This is a genomic window from Rhizobium sp. 007 (assembly GCF_015353075.1).
Lineage (GTDB): Bacteria > Pseudomonadota > Alphaproteobacteria > Rhizobiales > Rhizobiaceae > Rhizobium.
In genome coordinates this window covers 113439-128632 of record NZ_CP064191.1, presented here as the reverse complement: position 1 = coordinate 128632, position 15194 = coordinate 113439, and the positions used below count along the sequence as shown (strand labels likewise).

Annotated in this window: 13 protein-coding genes and 1 pseudogene; 5 read left to right on the top strand and 9 right to left on the bottom strand. The window is 57.7% G+C overall.

Annotated features, from left to right (window positions below; all coding sequences use genetic code 11):
• Positions 1 to 12: 12 nt before the first annotated feature.
• Genes nodC through ISN39_RS34555 form a run of 3 tightly spaced genes read right to left on the bottom strand, consistent with a single transcriptional unit; the run spans position 13 to position 2553 of the window.
• A complete protein-coding gene (gene nodC / locus ISN39_RS34565) occupies positions 13 to 1293 on the bottom strand; it encodes a chitooligosaccharide synthase NodC (protein ID WP_194732427.1) in 1281 nt (426 codons plus the stop codon).
• Positions 1280 to 1966, bottom strand: a complete 687-nt coding sequence (gene nodB / locus ISN39_RS34560) for a chitooligosaccharide deacetylase NodB (RefSeq protein WP_194732426.1) — start codon at positions 1964 to 1966, stop codon at positions 1280 to 1282. Before nodB ends, nodC begins: the two co-directional genes overlap by 14 nt.
• A complete protein-coding gene (locus ISN39_RS34555; RefSeq protein ID WP_194732619.1) occupies positions 1963 to 2553 on the bottom strand; it encodes a NodA family N-acyltransferase in 591 nt (196 codons plus the stop codon). The genes nodB and ISN39_RS34555 overlap by 4 nt, the downstream gene beginning before the upstream one ends.
• 291 nt (positions 2554 to 2844) lie before the next feature.
• On the opposite strand from ISN39_RS34555, the pseudogene nodD1 reads away from it, so the two are divergent.
• Positions 2845 to 3078, top strand: a pseudogene (nodD1, locus tag ISN39_RS34550) (transcriptional regulator NodD1); the annotation flags it as partial.
• A gap of 116 nt (positions 3079 to 3194) precedes the next feature.
• On the opposite strand, the gene ISN39_RS34545 reads toward nodD1, so the two are convergent.
• Positions 3195 to 4175, bottom strand: a complete 981-nt coding sequence (locus ISN39_RS34545) for a LysR family transcriptional regulator (protein WP_194732425.1) — start codon at positions 4173 to 4175, stop codon at positions 3195 to 3197.
• Between the two features lie 1603 nt (positions 4176 to 5778).
• On the opposite strand from ISN39_RS34545, the gene ISN39_RS34540 reads away from it, so the two are divergent.
• A complete protein-coding gene (locus ISN39_RS34540; RefSeq protein WP_194732424.1) occupies positions 5779 to 6684 on the top strand; it encodes a LysR family transcriptional regulator in 906 nt (301 codons plus the stop codon).
• Between the two features lie 579 nt (positions 6685 to 7263).
• On the opposite strand, the gene ISN39_RS37795 is transcribed toward ISN39_RS34540, so the two are convergent.
• Entirely contained in the window at positions 7264 to 7572 is a 309-nt protein-coding gene (locus ISN39_RS37795; RefSeq protein ID WP_194732423.1) for a transposase, read from the bottom strand.
• Positions 7573 to 7737: 165 nt separating this feature from the next.
• Positions 7738 to 8067: a hypothetical protein gene (locus tag ISN39_RS34525; protein WP_194732422.1), complete on the bottom strand. Its 330-nt coding sequence runs from the start codon at positions 8065 to 8067 to the stop codon at positions 7738 to 7740.
• 639 nt (positions 8068 to 8706) lie between these two features.
• On the opposite strand from ISN39_RS34525, the gene ISN39_RS34515 reads away from it, so the two are divergent.
• Positions 8707 to 9234 carry a hypothetical protein gene (locus tag ISN39_RS34515; protein WP_194732420.1) on the top strand — a complete coding sequence of 176 codons (528 nt, stop codon included), beginning with the start codon at positions 8707 to 8709 and terminating at the stop codon, positions 9232 to 9234.
• Between the two features lie 796 nt (positions 9235 to 10030).
• Here ISN39_RS34515 and ISN39_RS34510 read toward each other — a convergent pair.
• The 3 genes from ISN39_RS34510 to ltrA all read right to left on the bottom strand — a co-directional run bounded on the left by ISN39_RS34510 (position 10031) and on the right by ltrA (position 12820).
• Positions 10031 to 10807: an IS701 family transposase gene (locus ISN39_RS34510; protein WP_281438354.1), complete on the bottom strand. Its 777-nt coding sequence runs from the start codon at positions 10805 to 10807 to the stop codon at positions 10031 to 10033.
• Entirely contained in the window at positions 10731 to 11219 is a 489-nt protein-coding gene (locus tag ISN39_RS37790) for a transposase (RefSeq protein WP_281438353.1), read from the bottom strand. The genes ISN39_RS34510 and ISN39_RS37790 overlap by 77 nt, the downstream gene beginning before the upstream one ends.
• 125 nt (positions 11220 to 11344) lie before the next feature.
• Positions 11345 to 12820 (bottom strand): group II intron reverse transcriptase/maturase, encoded by a 1476-nt coding sequence (gene ltrA, locus ISN39_RS34505; protein ID WP_194732419.1) that lies wholly within the window; start codon positions 12818 to 12820, stop codon positions 11345 to 11347.
• A 435-nt stretch (positions 12821 to 13255) separates the two neighbouring features.
• Here ltrA and ISN39_RS34500 point away from each other — a divergent pair, with 435 nt between their 5' ends.
• Positions 13256 to 13672, top strand: coding sequence for a SyrB-like regulator (locus ISN39_RS34500; protein ID WP_194732418.1), 417 nt, complete (start codon positions 13256 to 13258; stop codon positions 13670 to 13672).
• Positions 13673 to 14396: 724 nt separating this feature from the next.
• On the top strand, positions 14397 to 14972 hold the full coding sequence (locus tag ISN39_RS34495) for a hypothetical protein (protein WP_194732417.1): 576 nt from the start codon (positions 14397 to 14399) through the stop codon (positions 14970 to 14972).
• Positions 14973 to 15194: the final 222 nt, after the last annotated feature.

Here is a 15194-nt window from a genome sequence, read left to right as displayed (position 1 = left end):
GTGGCGCGACGATCACTGGCCACTATAAGTGACTTCAGATGTCGCCAGCTCTGGCTTTTTGGTGGCACCCTGCTTCCCACCTATGCCTGGTGCATTGACCGCGGATCCGCGCGACAGCCAATCGCTATTGGATAGTGTACACAGAGCATAAGCCTTCAAGGGAAGTAGGAGAAAGAGGTTCACAAGCGTGTGCAGAGAGAACCCTAGAAATCTAAGTTGGCGAGCACGAACCGCTACGACGCTGCAGCGTATCATGGTCATGGATGCAATCATAAAGACTGTCCACCATGGCACTGTGGCTGTCAGTATGAACTGTCCAAGTCCGGTCACTACCGACAGGGCGAGTAACAGCGGCCCGACATTCTGCCCGACCACGTCCAACGTGAGATAACGGTCGAGGCCAGGCAGTAGAGGGAGCGCTAGAAACGTGTCTCGAAACGTGCTGCGTGCCCAACGCAGTTGTTGGCGCAAATACGGTTCCAGCCTGTCCGGAACGACGGTTGCCACTATGGCGTCCGGAACATACTCGGTCTGAAAGCCTGCTTTCAGCATGAGGATTGTCAGATGCCGATCCTCACCGAAGTCGCTTCGTTTGCCCCGAAACAGTTGCGTCTCGTACTGATCTAGCAGCGAAACGAGCGCGGACCGCCGGTACATAGCACATGGGCCGCAGCAACACATAACGGCACCGAAGCGAGCCTGTGCCGCGCGCTCTTCGTTGCAGGCAAGCCAATACTCCATGTCGATCAATCGCGTCAGCCAGGTGTCATTCCGGTTGCTGGCCGTCAACTGGCCCATGGCCGCACCGACCCCCGGATTTTGCATCTTCAATGCAAGCTTGGTGACGACGTCAGACGCGATAGTGCTGTCTGAGTCCACATTCAGCACCAGGTCTCCAGATGATCGGCGTATGGCGGCGATCTGAGCTTTGCGCTTTCCGACATTCTCTGGGAGCAGAATGAAGCTGAACCTCGGATCGCGCGTATAGGAATCATGTACAGGCACGATGGCGTCGCGGTTGCTAGAACCGTCATCAACGACATAGACGCGCAGTTCTCCAGCATAATCCTGGTGTGCAATGGACGCTAGGCATGCAGAGAGGATGCGCGGGTCCTCGTTGAAACAGGGGACGATAACATCCACGGCTGGCAAAGGGCCGGTTTCGACCGGTGCCGCCGATACCGCCGAACCGGTTGTCGGCCGAGCATAAAGAACCTGCATGCTCTTGTAGACCGTCGAGAGCAGCGCATAGATCGAGATGGCGGCGGTGCTGGTTGTGTCAAGCAGATACATGGGTTCTCGTCTGTTCAGTGATGCTGGGAAGGGGGCGAATTGCAAATCCACGGCCATGCAATGCTGGGATGATCTGCGAGAGTGCCATAAGAGTTTGGTCACGCAGACCGGCAAGCGTGCATTTGCCCAACTCGTCGGGAGGACACCCGTCGTGCAACAGCACGATTGCGCCGGGCCGAACCGAGGCCAGCACTCTATCAACTATCGCGTTGGCGCCCGGGCGAGACCAATCTCGCGGGTCTGCCGACCAGTGTACAGCCGCCAGTCCAGCGCTTGCCGATGTGGAAAGCACGTCCTCGGTCCACACCCCGTAGGGCGCTCGTATGTGCCGGACCGCCGCCTGAGGACATGCGGCGATAATGGCCTTATTTGCCTCACTTATCTCGCGTTCTACTTCGTGGGGTCCGCATGTCGACAGATCCGGATGGTTCATCGTGTGGTTAGCGACATCGTGACCTTCCGCGACGATACGTCGGATGAGTTCCGGCTGATCTTTCGCATACGCACCGATGACGAAGAAAGTCGCCGGTACGCGGTGTTCAGCCAGCACATCCAGTATCTGCGGCGTACAAAATGGATTGGGACCATCGTCGAACGTCAAGTAAACGCTGCGATCTTCGCTGCCGTCAGCGCAATCAATCGGCACTTCGCGTATATAATCGAGCTGTTTCATAGTTCCGGTCCGTTTCGTTCAATCAATGTGCCGGACGGCCACTCGCTCATCGTGCGTCCAATCGGAACTACGAAAACGAGTACGTCTTCGGTGCGGGTGGAGGGCATGTAGGGATGCACATCTGGAAGGGTCGACTTCACACGAACCCCCGTCACAAGACTGGCCGTACCGTCTCGGCAGTATCTCTCCACGTGGTTCCGCATGGCGTGTCGAACCGTACCGAAGACGAATGGGACGCCCAACTCCTGCAGGACCGGAGATATAACGCGGATCGAGTGAGCGATTCCTAGTCTCTCCAGATCCGGTCGCACCCCGTACAAGCCAAGCTCGGCCACAAGCAAATCAGTCGCACCAACCTTTATGAATCGGCGCAAGAAGCCGATGTGGCCGGCTACACCGTTCGAGTCGTAAGCGATTGCGCGGCGTTCCGGCCTCGCACCACCCCAGCTTCGGCCACCCTCGAAGGGTTTGGCATTGAACGCTCCTGTCGGCCCATAGATCGTTCGGAAAAACTCAGCGAGTTCCGAGTGGTCTGAGGCTTCCAACTCATTTTCCCAGCATATTTTCCAACGCACTTCAGAAGACATGCAAAAACTCCAGTTTGTCTTTTTCTTGAGGCACTCAAGCGCGATCAAAGCAGTGGTGTCGTCGGTGCACGTCACAAGGGCGTCCAATCGTGATACTGGCTAATTCAGTTCGTAGAATCTCCAGAGCATCATGATTCGATGTCGAACACTTCCCGTACTTCGGCACCTTTATAAATTTTTCCTCGACGCCCTTGCTTTCGGTTAAATTCAGCGTTTTCTAATAGCACCCAGCAAGATTGGTAAAATTGATTGTTTGAATGACAATCATTCACGCTATGGATACACTACGATATGCGTTTCGAAGGCCTTGATCTAAATCTCCTCGTTGCGCTCGACGCTCTGATGACCGAACGCAAGCTCACGGCCGCGGCTCGCAGCATCAAGCTCAGTCAGCCGGCCATGAGCGCGGCTATCGCTCGGCTGCGCACCTATTTCCACGACGAGCTGTTTATAATGCAGGGCCGCGAACTTATCCCAACACCGCGTGCGGAGGCCCTTGCCCCCGCTGTCCGCGATGCCCTCCTCGGTCATCACTCTGTAGCAGCATCCCATAAGCTCGCCGGTCCTCACCGCACATCTCTTCGCCAGCGGTTAGAGTAATCACGGTCCAGTCGCTTCGCCATTTGATGCGTGCGTTAGGCCTATCCGGCCGTCCGCGCTGCGGCGGTGATTTCGCGCCGCAGCCAGCGATGCCCTGGATCGCGGTGGCAACGTTCGTGCCAGATAAGCGCCACCTCGTAGGGCTTTGGTTCCATAGGCGGATCGACAAGCGCGAGCGGTAGCATGGCGGCGATTTGCGTCGCAATGCGGTTAGGTACAATCAGCACCAAGTCGGTCGCTGCGATCACTACCGCCGCCGTCAATACGTTGGAAACCACGATTGGATCACAATTCGACACGCCCGACTCGCCCAACACGTCATAGATCTGATGGAAGCGGTCGTTCGACTCCGAGGCAACGGCAACGTGCCGCAAGGCCGCGAACGTCCCGATCGTCCATTCCTGTTCCAGGACCGGGTGATCGTGGCGCATCAGGCAGGTAAAGCGGTCGGCGTAGAGCCTGCGCCGCAAGTAGCCAGGCGGAGCGGCGCCGATCTGCCCTATGGCCAGATCGATCTCGCCTTGCTCGAGTCGCCGCAGTGCGCCGGCCAAGACAGGGTCGGTGACCATGTCGAGATGAGGGGCACGCTCGCGCAGCCGCGGCAGGAGACGCGGCAGCAGAACCAACGCTTGGTGGTCGGGCATGGCCATCGTTACCTTCCATCGCCATTCCCTTGAGGCGACGCTGCAGTTCACCGTCTGGCGAATCGCATCCAACACCGAAGGCAGCATTTTGGCCAAGCGTTCAGCCATCAGCGTCGGCACCAGACCGCCCGAGCCGCGAACCAGAAGATCGTCATTGAACATACCGCGCAGCCTTGACAACGCTCGGCTCATCGCAGGTTGGCTCCGTCCAACCTGTTGGGCCGCGTGGGTGATGTTGCGGTACCTCAGCAGGGCCTCGAGATCTACCAGTAGGTTTAGGTCGACGGACGCCAAGTTCGGCATCTGCGGTCGCTGTGCGGCGTCACTGCCTTCGACGATCAGACGCGTATGCGGCCGCTTCCAAGCGGGCTGATCCATGGTTCTCTCTCCTCGGGAGCTAGTGTTCTCGCGCCACGTCCTTAAGGTCGGATGAGCGCGCCGGAAGTCTTCCCGGCAACGCCATTAGGTTGGAGGGTTTGGGAGTTTTCTTTTAGTCAGGGCACCTGGCCTGTGACACCGAGACATAGGGACATGTCGCTGCTTGACCGTGCGCAGCCGTGCATGGCCGCGAGACCCAAATGGGGCTTGTATGCACTGATGGGGTCATTTTGCAATCCTTCAAAACGGCAAACGCGCTCCCGAAGAAGCGCCAGGCGGGTTTGGCGTGTCGGTGAACCAACAAAAATCATGTAGCCCCTTTGACGATAAGACAGCCCCTCCTCCCTCGACCTTGGGCCTCATCAAACCCGCCGGGGTTGAGAGCAAAGGCCGCGAGCTGAAGTGTGCGAGAGCTTATCCTGCGGTCGATATCGAGACCGTGCTCGCACAGAATGCGTAGGCGATTGTGCTGGCTGACGCCATATTTGCAGGAATGGCTCAGAAGCACAAAAAATCTCCATGCGAAGACCGCCCCACTTCAAATTCCTTGTGAGGTCTGTCCTGATGACATCTGATGCCGGAATTGCCATTCATGTTTTTTTGCAACAGTTGAGGTGTGTTTGGCTTTTCATTTCTGCCTCCGATTTTACCCGACGTTCTTCTAAAGGCATTCGCCAGGTCTGAAAAATTGACTTTTCGTATGATTGCTATTCATGCTGTGGATGGCGTTTGCAAGGCGCACTCAATCTAAATTTGTGCGCTTCAGTCACCTGCAGGAAAGCAGCGCGCCATTGGCAAATGGTGCAACGACAGCCGCAAAACGCAATTAGAGCCGGACCTGCCGCACCGCGAAGGACAGAAGCCGTCGATTGGCTTACTGAACGAGGCGCACCTCGCAGTTGCTGACGGCTTGCCCGCAGCGCGCACTTCACATCGAGTTCTCGACCATACCCGAAGCGCATGATGGCATATGGACTTTGCATGGAGAGGGCTGCGGGGTGGACAGTAGTATCGCCATCTCTTGATTCTGATTACCGGAGAGATGCCAGCAATGTACCCAAGAATTCCAGCACAGACCATCCACCGCATCGCTGGCGGCATGATCCTTCTCACGATTGGGTGCCTCATGAAGGCGACCCATAGGCGGGCAGTTGCCAAGTGGTTGGAGCCTAAAGTTCGGCATCGCTCGTGAAACCGCACCGGATGCGCTTCCCCAGCATCTCGGCGAAGAAGCTTTTCGTCAAGTTGAGCCACAACGAGGAGATCGAAAATATGCATCTTGAAGCGCGGGTGCTTGGCGAGCCAAGCACCCTACCATCCTTGTCTCGGAGGTGGGATGGTCGTGGACGATCAAGTGCTCCTCTAGCGTCATGCTGTGATCGATCCTCCCCTGGAAGCAGCGGTACTCCGGAACCCAATGCCTGGGCTAGCACGTCCGATCACCTCGCTGGCCTTAGTGTCGAGCGCGGTGATCGGATCAGGCGTGCCGTGGTGCTTGCAGTTGTGGGGCATCATCGCCGCAGCCCTTTTAACGTCTATTCTGCAGTATTGGCTAAACTTATTGTCTGGATAGCACTTGTTCGCGCAATGGATACATCCGGACATGCGTTTTAAGGGTCTTGATCTAAATCTTCTCGTTGCACTCGACGCTGTGATGACCAAACGAAGCGTCACCGCTGCTGCGCGCAGCATCAACCTCAGTCAACCGGCCATGAGCGCAGCCATCGCCCGGCTACGCACCTATTTCCGCGACGAGCTGTTTATAATGCGGGGTCGCGAATTTATTGCAACACCGCGTGCGGAGGCGCTCGCCTGCGCGGCCCGCGATGCCCTGCTGCACATCCAGTTCTCCATCGTTTCCTCGGAACCGTTCAACCCAGCGAAATCGGAGCGGCGTTTCAGGGTCATTCTTTCAGACTTCATGACACTCGTGTTCTTTGAGAAGATCGTAGCGCGCGTGGCTCGGGAGGCCCCGGGCGTCAGCTTCGAGTTGGTGCCTCTCGATGACGATCCAGATGAGCTTCTTCACTACGGTCATGTCGATTTTTTAATTCTTCCGGAATTGTTCATGTCGAGCGCGCATCCCAAAGCAAAACTGTTCGATGAGACACTCGTGTGCGTCGGCTGCCTCACGAACAAGCAGCTGCCACGGCAGCTTTGCTTGGAGAGATACATGTCTATGGGGCATGTTCTAGCTACCTTCGGACGTACGCGTAATCCGTCGATCGAGGAATGGTTATTGCTCGAGCACGGTCTGAAGAGACGTATCGAACTCGTCGTGCCCGGTTTTAACTTGATCCCGCCATTACTCTTGGGAACCAATCGTATAGCGGGCATGCCATTGCGGCTGGCCAATCGTTTCGCAAAAACGATACCCCTGCGAATCGTCGAACTTCCGCTCCCGCTTCCTCCGTTCACCGAGGCTGTCCAGTGGCCGGCCCTTCACAACACGGATCCTGGAAGCATCTGGATGCGAGAAATACTATTCCAGGAGGCTTCGCGCATGTAATCTCAGTCGGAAAGCTAGGCGAGCAACCGCCGCGGAAAAATGCGGCATTATGGAGCAGTTGCCACAAGATTTCGATGAGAGCTGATGCTATCTCCTGAGGGTGCCTCGGGAGTGTTGCTTATGGTGGAAGTCGTAGACGAACTGAAAGCGAAGTTGCTCGAGATCGACGGCAAGATGGAAGAACTGCGGCGCGAGATCGTCGTCCTCGAAGCTCAGAAATCCGCATTCGAGACGGTGATCAAGGTTTACGACCCCAGTTTCGAACTGACTACGCCGCCTTCGAAGGCACGCCGCGCCTCTTCCCGAGAAACGGTGGGCGGGCGCGTCACCGAACTTCTGGAAGGCAAAAAACAACCGTCACATCGTGCTCGACATCCTTCGCCGCTCCGAGCGTCCGACGACGACAGCGGAAATCGCCGAGAAGTTCGCAAGCGAGGCCGACCTCGGGAGCGAAGCGGCACGGTTGGAGTCTGCTCTCACGAGCAGGTTCTCCGCAACGCTGAACGGTTTGGTGAAGCAAGGACTGGTTCGCCGGGCTGGCACCGCAGACGGCCGTCGCCACCTCTGGGAGATCAGCCGCTAGTCCGGCGGCTCGCCCTGCAGCCACATCTGGTCGACGATGTTCTGGGCCGCGCATTGCCAGTACCCGCAGAGGTTTCGCGACGTTGGCCTTGAGGTGACCGTTCGCAGGAGATCGGCGAACTGCCAGCGCAGCCCCATGTAGCGCGTGTCCTCCTTCCACGACAGCATCGCCATGTACCAGTCAAGGTACTTCGTGGAGAAGCGGTGGTTGATGCCTTTGTAGGCCTTCTCGACGCGGCTGAAGAAGCTCTCGATCACGTTCGAGTTCGTACCGTCTTCCTCTTGGTATCGCAGGCTGTGGTTCACTCGAGTCATCTGGACAAGGCCGATCGTCGTACGCCTTGTGCTCGTCGGCGATCAGGAGCGCCTTTGGATCGACATGCTTGGCGACCGCGGCCCAGGTGTCCTTGCCGTTCTCGCCCATGATCACCCGCGTCAGCGTCCGGTTCGGCGCGTGTCGGTTCGCCTCCCTCAGCGCCAGAACGCACATGCGCTTGCCGTTCTGGTTTTCCTTCTTGCGGCCGTCCTTGCGCTCTTCCTTCTTGTTCGCCTTGCGGGAACGCCGCCGACATACTTGCCGTCGATCTGCACCGTGCCGTGCAGCTTGATCGCATCACGGCGAAGGCCGACGGCCTCGCGGAGCTTCTGCAACAGGACGTACGCGGTCTTGTACTGGACGTTGGGCTTGCGGCTCAGATGAAGCGCCGCCATGCCCTTCGCGGCCGTGATTTCCTCCCAGATCGCCATCATGATCTTCTTGAACGATAGCTTCCGGTTGGCGAGGACGGTTCCTGATGTCACCGAGAACTCGGCGCGGCACTCCGCCTCCGAGCACCGGAAACGACTCGACGGACGTTGTAGGGCTCCAGGCAGCCGCAGCGCGGGCAGTACGGATCGCCGCCGTTGTCGGCCCAGCGGAAGTCTACGAAGAGGCCGTAGGCGTTGTCCTCGGGGAGCGATTCTCCGGATCTAGATCGCCGCTGTCTGGGCGCAGGAGCGGATGCTGCCCGAAGCCCCCTTCGGATTAGGCCAAGCGCAGCGGTCGTACTTCGAACCTCCGGTCTCCTGCGGAGAAGGGGTCGTAGGAGTTCGGCCTCAGGATAGGAATTCGCTTCTGGAGCATGTTCAGTTTTCCGTTCGATATACGGGACATAGGCGGACAAGCGCGTCGGAAGACGGGCAAAAAGGTCAGCGCTCTATTCGTATCAATCTGAACATGTGGAGATCATTACCAGGGGCCCTTCCGGGAGTCGAGGCGGTGGATCAGCTCTTGAATGACGATCCTCCCTGTGGCGCTGACCCTTGGCCACGCTAGCGTACCGCGCCAGGGCCTCAACGGCAGGATACCAGGATCGTCCGTGACCTATGGAGCCTTTAGTTTTCGGTCGACTACGCGTAATACCGGTTGGCACACGGCACCGTTGCAGTTATAGCGCCTATGTGAGCATCCCTACAGAACATTTCCCGATCACCGTCGACGAAGTCGTCTACGACCTGACACACCTGAAGGCATTTTCCGCAGCGATTCCAGGCAAGGGGATCGAGCACGGAACTGACTTGGTCGTGGAGGTGGTGTTCTCGAACCACGTCTACACCGAGAGGACAAAGCACGGAGAACTACATCATGCCTTTGATCACCACGGGACTAAACGGACATTCGACGGGGACCGTTATGCAATGTCCAAGACTCTCGTCGGGGCGATCAGAGCAAGTATTGTGGTCAACAGCCTAACGCACGTCTCGAAAAGCTACGGTGGCATGGATAACCTAGTCTTTGTGGAAACCGCAGACGGCCGAAAATGGGCCGTCGTTTACTGCCTCGTGCCCCTTGATGACGGTTGCTCTGTGCGGATGGAGATACTCTCGTGCCATCCTAAGGTGATCGATCAGAAGTCGATTTCCCGCCGGAATCTGAGCTACTTTGCGCGAATGTGCCTCTACCACAAAGCTCGAACACCAAAAGCATAAGGCCCAGCTTTCGCCGGGCCTTGATGAATTGTCCATTACCGTGGTGTACGAGACCAAGACTATGGAGCCTTGGTTGACATGGCAGCGACCTTTAAGTCAGCCTGCCTGAACACATAGATAAGTGGTGGGGCTAACTAAGTCAAGGGCTTCGCCTTGAACGCATCTGTTATCCCAATGTGGATCGAGAGACTATGCACATAGGTAGGTTTCTGAATCCGGCGTTACAACCACTCGCCCCGATACGGTCCAAGTTCGACTGCCGGGTTGATGGAACGCCTTTTGACCCGGTCCAGCGATGCAGCGAGCCGTTTCCGGTCTCGGATGAGGAGATGATGTCCGGCTCTGGTGGTGGTTACGACATAATTGCGGATTTTTCTATAGAGGCTCTTGTGGCATTTGCTCCATAATGCCGGAAAAATGGCCGAAGGTCGTTCTGGTTGGTTCCGATGCGAAGCGTTGGCATGTAGTGGGAGGATTATCGGGTCGGATTTAATCAAGGCGAGCGAGCTTCAGCTTCTTCTCTCTTCTTCTCTCTTCTTCTTCTCTCTCTCTCTCTCTCTCTCTCTCAACAAGGTCGTTGGGCGCTGCGTCTCAATTGAGAGCAACCCCGTAGCCTAGTACTACAGTTGCATTTTTAGTCTGGTTTTGTAGTGGGCGCTCATTGCGTAGGCTTGATGCTTTCGTCGCCAGAGTGACCATGCCAGAACGAAGCCAGTCCTGATTGGTGGTCGCAATAGGAGTCGCGTGATCAGATAGCGGATCTCTGCGACGCTGGGCAAAAGCGCAAGTTTGTAGGTTAGGCGGCGATTGGCGGGTTTGGACTCGTTTCGTTCGGTTTGCCAGCGGCGCTGCGGCGCACGTCGGAGCCCAACTTGGCGAGAAACGCTGCAGCCGCCATGACGAGCGTCATGTGGCGGTGCCAGGCATGCCAGGAACGGGCCTCGCAATGGTCGAGGCCGAGATCGTCCTTGGCGCGCTGGAAGCACTCCTCGACCGTCCAGCGCAATCCGGCAGCACCCGCCAATTCGCAAAGCTCGGTTCCGACGGGCGCAAAGACAAAATAATAGGCGCGAGCGTTGGGTTCGCGCCGGTTGCGGCGGATCAAGAGCCAGCGCTCCCACTGTGGATCCGGGCGAGAGCCAAGAGGGATGCGGGCCCAGTCATAGAGCCGCAAGCCTTTGGCGCCTTCGCCGGCGGCATGGCTCTGCCAAGCCTGCGGCTCCAACTCCTCGGCCATCGTTTGAGGATCGGTCTGCTCGATCCCTTGATCGCGTACAAAGCGTAGGCAATGATTGGAGCGGACCGCCAAAACATAAGGCTGGCCGCGGCCTTCCAACATCCTGCGTAGGCGCGAATCCGAACCATAAAGCGCATCGGCCAGCACCCAGGCGCAGGGGACGCCAGCATCGAGTGCCGCCGCAATCAGGTCACAGGCAATCTCCGGCTTGGTGACAAAGTGCTGCTCTTGTGGGATCTGCGCTGAAGCGCGCCGCACCTCATCGTCCACCCAGCTTTTCGGTAGGTACAGCCGCCGGTCGATCAGGGTTTGGCCGTAGCGGCTTGCATAGGTCAAGGAAGACACCCACCAGGCAGTTCTCAATTCGGCCGGCCGTCCCGGAATATTGCCGCGCCACCCCGACCGAATGCTCGCCCTTCTTCAGGAACCCGGTCTCGTCCACCACCAGAACGCCGTCCGCATCTCCGAGGGCCTCTGCCGCATAGGCCCGAACGACATCGCGCAAAGCCTCGGCATCCCAATGGCTGCGCCCCAATAGCGACTGCATCCGATAAGGCCGCTCCAGCCCTGCCTGCTCGGCCATCAGCCAGCCAGTCTTGCGCTCCACTCCCGACAGAACGCCATCAAGAAAGGCGCCACTCGATAAGCGCAATTCACGGCGACGAAAAACCGGCCCCAGTCGCTCCTTCAATGCATCGAGTTCGCGTTGCCATGCCAATACCGACCCAGACCAGCTTGCGACGGACATGCAATTCCCTCCAGCTAAATGCCGAGAGTGAATCATGATTTCAGATTAAACGTTCGCGGTAGGGACGCCCATTGCTGAGCGCCCCCCGCACAGATCCGAGCGAGCGGAATTCCCGCACTCGGCTCCTACCTCGGGTGTGTGACGGCGAAGCGCAACTGTGGCCAGGGATGAAGGATCCGGGGTCTGGGGAGCCAGTGATCGGTGAGCCTTGTTACGCGATCCCAGGTTAGACCGCTCCGTTGGCTGCGCCGCCGAAGGGTACGTCTCCAGAGATCGGTTATGTAGAACCGAAACGCGTTCAGGGCTCGGCCGTTCGTGGGGACCGCGAAGTACGCAAAATGCCCAGTTACGACCTGCTTCAGCCATCTCCCCTGTTCAGGGATCGGCCTGTGCATTCGACGCCGCAGTTCCGCCTTGATCTCGCGAAGTTTGGTCCGCATGCGATCACGTCGCGTCTTCCGTTGAAGGAGGAAGTTCCCACGGCGCGATTTTCCACATATGAACGTGAACCCCAGGAAATTGAAGGTCTCCGGTTTGCCGACCCCGCGCTTCTTGCGGTTGGCCGCTGCACGGCGACCAAACTCAATCAGGCGGGTCTTGTCCGAATGGAGCGACAGCATGAACTCCTCAAGCCTCGCACGCATCGCATCGAGGAAACGACGAGCGTCGTCCTCATGCTCGAAGCCGACCACCACATCGTCCGCGTAGCGCACGATGATCATGTCGCCGGTGGCCTCGCACCGTCTCCAGCGCTTGGCCCAGAGGTCGAGAACGTAATGCAGGTAGATGTTGCCGAGGAGCGGTGAGATTACCGAGCCCTGACCAGTGCCCCTGTCATCAACGATCACGACTCCGTCTTCGAGGATGCCCGCCTTCAGCCATTTCTGGATCAGACGGATGATGCGCTTGTCGCCGATCCGATGCTTCAGGAAGCGGACCAGCCATTCCTGGCTGACCGCCCCAAAGAAGTTTTGGATGTCGGCATCCATAATCCAGTTCACCCTCCGCTCGCTGATCGCGACGGACAAGGCATCCAACGCATCGTGCGGGCCTCGTCCGGGTCGGAACCCGTATGAGAAACCGCAGAAGTCACCTTCATAGATCGCGTTGAGCACCATGACCGTTGCGCCCTGGACGATTTTATCTTCCAGGGCTGCGATCGCCAGCGGCCGCTGCTTTCCATCCGCCTTCGGTATGAACGTCCGGCGAGATGGTTGCGGTTGGTACACTCCCCCGTGAACTCGTGCTTGCAGGCCCCTGAGCCGAGGCTCAAGGTCTGCCTCATAGTCCTGCCAGGTTATGCCATCCACGCCAGCGGCAGCTTTGCGCCTGAGCGCGTAGAATGCCGTTCGAAGTGCATCGACATTGATGTGGTGGAGAAGTGCGGTGAACCGTTCCTTTTTCTTTAGCCTTGCGACTTTCCGTACGCGATCCAGCGACAGGGACATGCGCGCCCGGCTCTGTGTCCGGTGCATGCGTTGCTGTTCCGCGTTCCTCTTGGTCCCCGGCCTTGGCTCCACCAACTCCGCTACCGGCAACCCGGTTTTGTTCGTCGGCTTCATAGCTAATATGCCGAAGTCAGACTTCTCCGTGTCGTGCATCAGCGGCGACGGCTCCTCGCCTTCCCGCTGCGGACCATGTACCCAAAAGGGGTCATGGCCGACCCGGAGATCTCCCGGTTCCCATACAAGGAGCTTCCATACATGCCAGGGTCTGCGACCACGCCAGGCCAGACGGATGCTCGCGATTGCGCACCCGCCCGTGTCGCCTTCCGCACAGTTGACGGCGTCGGCACCCGGGATAACACTCTTACGCGGCTCAATGGCTGGCCTGTATGCTCCCCTACCGACGCTTCGCCCACACCCTCGCGGATGCGTGCGCACGGCTCGGGGCCCATGTGGCTCGCTACGCCTTCATCGTAATGGACTTGCACCATCTACTCCTTGCCGGTCTCCCGGCGCACCAACTGTAGTACTAGGTTGACTCCGTCTTTCACTCAGCCGAAAAGAAATCTTGCTTACAGAGGGAGATAACTCATGGCTGACGAGAATAATGCGGGACCCAGTATCAAGGTAGAAGACGCGGATGCACTGGCAAAAGCGCCGGCGCCCAAAACGCAGGGCGCACCACGGCGCCAGAAGGCAAGTGCCGAAACGACGGTAGTCTCATCACCTGTGACGGCCGCGAAGGTGCCAAAGAATCGCAGGAAGCGCCGTGAACTATCTGAAGAAGCGAAGCCGACGCCCGCAGGAACGCACCTCGGTGGCAAGAACAGCCGAAGAAAAAGAATGCCAAAGCCGACCGAGCAGGCCGTTCAGGCGACAGTGCCCGCGACGGATGAGATGGCGGATCTTATTCAGCTTCAAGAAGAGAATAAAAGGCTCCGTAAAACTCTGGCAGATAAGCTACGTGCGGAAAATGCCGACCTGCGCAAGCGGCTCGGGCTCGATTGATCACCGACCAACCCAGTCGCGAAAAAGGAGAAATGATCCGGGCTCCGCGCCGAGCCCGGTTAAAGCTGCGGCAACGTCGTGGTGCCTTGAAGCACTAGAAGCACTATGAGAACACTATGGAATTCTTTTTCGAATAACCTCGCGGCGACAGCCGGCAGAAACACGAGAGAGCTCGATTGAGTATGTGGCCGATACCAAGGCAAACGAAAGTGGAGCGCAACAAACCTCCGCCGTGCCCTTTGACCTAACGGAAGCATACCATACTCTCAATCATGATGAGAACTCACCCATCGATCTCGTGGCGATGACGGGTTCAACTGAAATGGACAGCTCGACGTCCAGCCGCCAGTCGAAGAGGTCCAGGAATCGGGGCGTCATGAGCTCAGACGGCCGGGTACTGAAGTGCATGCGTTGGCGCCGGAAAGTGAGAAGAGCAAAAGCCTTCACGAACATCGCGGGCGAGGCGGGTTAGACTTGTGAAGAGAACCCGCACCGACATGGTTGCGCAAAGCCCTGCCGTAGCAAATAAGGATCTAGGCGCGCAATCCTCGTCCGGCTGACAAACCTTCTTGGATGAGGTGGAAGGCCTCGACGAAGATCAAGCAGCTGAGAATTCAATTTGGCTCAAATGCTGTATTTGCAGAAACTGCAGCTTAAATGAATGCTCGAACGATTCGGCCTATCGTGAGACTGACTCACATTTTCAAAAGATTGGAACACCTATATGAAACCACAGCAACGAAAGTTCGTTGTCGAATTGAAGTCGGCCCGCCGACGGACAACGCGGCCTGGTTCGATTTGGGGCGACACAGATCTCAAGGCTCTTGCACGTGATGCCGTAGCTGACGCGCCGGATCTTTTCGAGCCACGCATGGTCTCGAAGCCTCCAGGCGAAGGCAGCGAGCTGCCGCCGGATGCAAGTACGGAAACTCGCCTCGACAATGCTGAAGCCAGCGACAGCGAGCAATTTTCGACTTCATCCGTTGATCCGGGGCAAACTTATCCACTTCAGCATGGCGATGATCCGCCGTTCGACTCCGTGCAAAAATTGAATGTCGATTTTTCCAAGCTGCGATCTCCAAAATCGGCGACGCGCCGGCGACGTGCGAGTGTCAATGATGGTGCTGATAGCACGGGGCCTGCTCGGAGGGAGCGAGCGGCAACCACTCGAGCCGAAGTGTCTTTCGAGTTAGTCTTGCTTGACGACGAGAACAGACGCCTGAAGGGCTTGCTGACAGAGCATCTTCATCAACAGAATGCGCAGCTCCGAAAGATGCTTGAGCGATTTGGCGTCGTTTGAACACCTCTCTTCACTTGATCGCCGAGACGCTGGCGGAATTTTGGACGCATTAGCTAGGGGTTAAGGATTCGCAGGTCCATTTCCATTTGATCGATTTTGCCATGGTTTCACGGTTTCATTGAAGTTCATCGATGAAGCGGCTCGATGCGGTCTGTGAGATCGGCGCCGGAGGCGAAGGAGGCGCGACGCCGACGTCGCCGCGGGGAAACGGCGGGCGCGATA